The sequence below is a fragment of the Sphingomonas sp. SAFR-052 genome, from assembly GCF_051965015.1.
In the GTDB taxonomy this organism is placed as follows: Bacteria; Pseudomonadota; Alphaproteobacteria; order Sphingomonadales; family Sphingomonadaceae; genus Sphingomonas.
In genome coordinates this window covers 1-1,184 of record NZ_JBQCMO010000038.1, presented here as the reverse complement: position 1 = coordinate 1,184, position 1,184 = coordinate 1, and the positions used below count along the sequence as shown (strand labels likewise).

At 59.6% G+C, this 1,184-nt stretch carries 3 protein-coding genes; 1 reads left to right on the top strand and 2 read right to left on the bottom strand.

Features of this window, described 5'->3' with window-relative positions:
* Positions 1–126: 126 nt before the first annotated feature.
* Both ACTHQV_RS19245 and ACTHQV_RS19240 read right to left on the bottom strand, forming a co-directional pair.
* Entirely contained in the window at positions 127–318 is a 192-nt protein-coding gene (locus ACTHQV_RS19245) for a hypothetical protein (protein ID WP_440492325.1), read from the bottom strand.
* A 411-nt stretch (positions 319–729) separates the two neighbouring features.
* Positions 730–927, bottom strand: coding sequence for a hypothetical protein (locus ACTHQV_RS19240; RefSeq protein WP_440492324.1), 198 nt, complete (start codon positions 925–927; stop codon positions 730–732).
* 165 nt (positions 928–1,092) lie between these two features.
* On the opposite strand from ACTHQV_RS19240, the gene ACTHQV_RS19235 reads away from it, so the two are divergent.
* A partial coding sequence (locus tag ACTHQV_RS19235) for a transposase (protein WP_440492326.1) occupies positions 1,093–1,184 on the top strand: 92 nt, incomplete at its 3' end.

The following is a 1,184-nucleotide window of genomic DNA, read 5'->3' as shown; positions in this document are numbered from 1 at the left end:
AGCGGCACATGGCCCGCCGCTGCCGGCAGATGCTGGATGACGCCCAGCCAAGTGGTCCAGGAACGGGTAGCAGCTCATTCGAGGGCCGGTCTCTAGGTCCAGGTGGATGAAGAAACGGGGGTCACGTCAATCCATACGATAGGTGAAATCGCGTTGGTGCGCGGCCCTTTCCCGCTCACTTAAATCTTCGCGGGTCAGGTCCATCAGTCGCGGCGGAACGCCAGTGCACGAGGCACAGGCAAGCTGTTCCGTACCGCGTGGAGCAGCATCGCCATTCCCGAATCCTCGACCGGTTTCGGTGCGGGTCAGCCGGGTCATTTTGTCGCCGATCTGGACCCGTACGTTCCATGTCACGGAACGTAGCGACGCGTTCGTTGGCAAGGCTCGGAACATCCCCGATCGGGCTTCTTCAAAACAGGCTGATCTGGTCGTGGTTCGTTGCTACTGCGATGTCGGCATTGCTATCCCTCTCGGGTCCCGGTTGCGCAGCGGCGGTATGCGCTCGCGCTGGGCTATGGTTGGATCGACGATTTCGCGTTCGTTGGTGGGCTTGGGCGAGGCAAACCGTGACGCATCGTGAACCTGATCAAAGCGTTGTCGAACGCCGATGCATCAGAGTGTTTTTTGGCCAAGCTGGAACCCGAAGCGACAGCCGATTGCACAGCAATGTATGGGTGATCGGCATTGATAAATATCCTGCAACTCGAGCGTGGTCAGTAGTCCTTCCGGTCAGGTCCGTTCCGCTCGTTCGGCACACTCGTCAATGTCGAGAAATCGATCGGATGGGACGCCTGCGATATCGTCCGCCTTACCATGGCCGGCCGCTACCAGCGCCGCCCGGACCAAATGTTCAAACCGTCCAGATTGTGCTTCCGCTTCAAGGCTGGCGATCATGCCATACGGCATGTTGACGATGATCGGGATCATCCATTCTCCCGATGCAGTCTGTGGCGGATAACCCGGCGTTGGCTTGGCCCATTCGCTGCCGGCATAGCGCCAGCGAGGATCCGTCTTAGGGTCGGCAGATTGACGTGACCCCCGTTTCTTCATCCAGGTGGACCTAGAGACCGGCCCCTCGAAGGGACGGACGGAATGAAGCGGAAGCAGTTTTCGGAAGAGCAGATCATCGGCATCCTGAAGGAGGCCGAGGCGGGTGCAGTGGTGACGGAGCTATGCCGCAAGCA

Bases quoted from the DNA above. Each gene is read 5' to 3' on its own strand.
- ACTHQV_RS19245 (WP_440492325.1), bottom strand. From the start codon at position 318: ATGACCCGGCTGACCCGCACCGAAACCGGTCGAGGATTCGGGAATGGC.
- ACTHQV_RS19240 (WP_440492324.1), bottom strand. From the start codon at position 927: ATGATCCCGATCATCGTCAACATGCCGTATGGCATGATCGCCAGCCTT.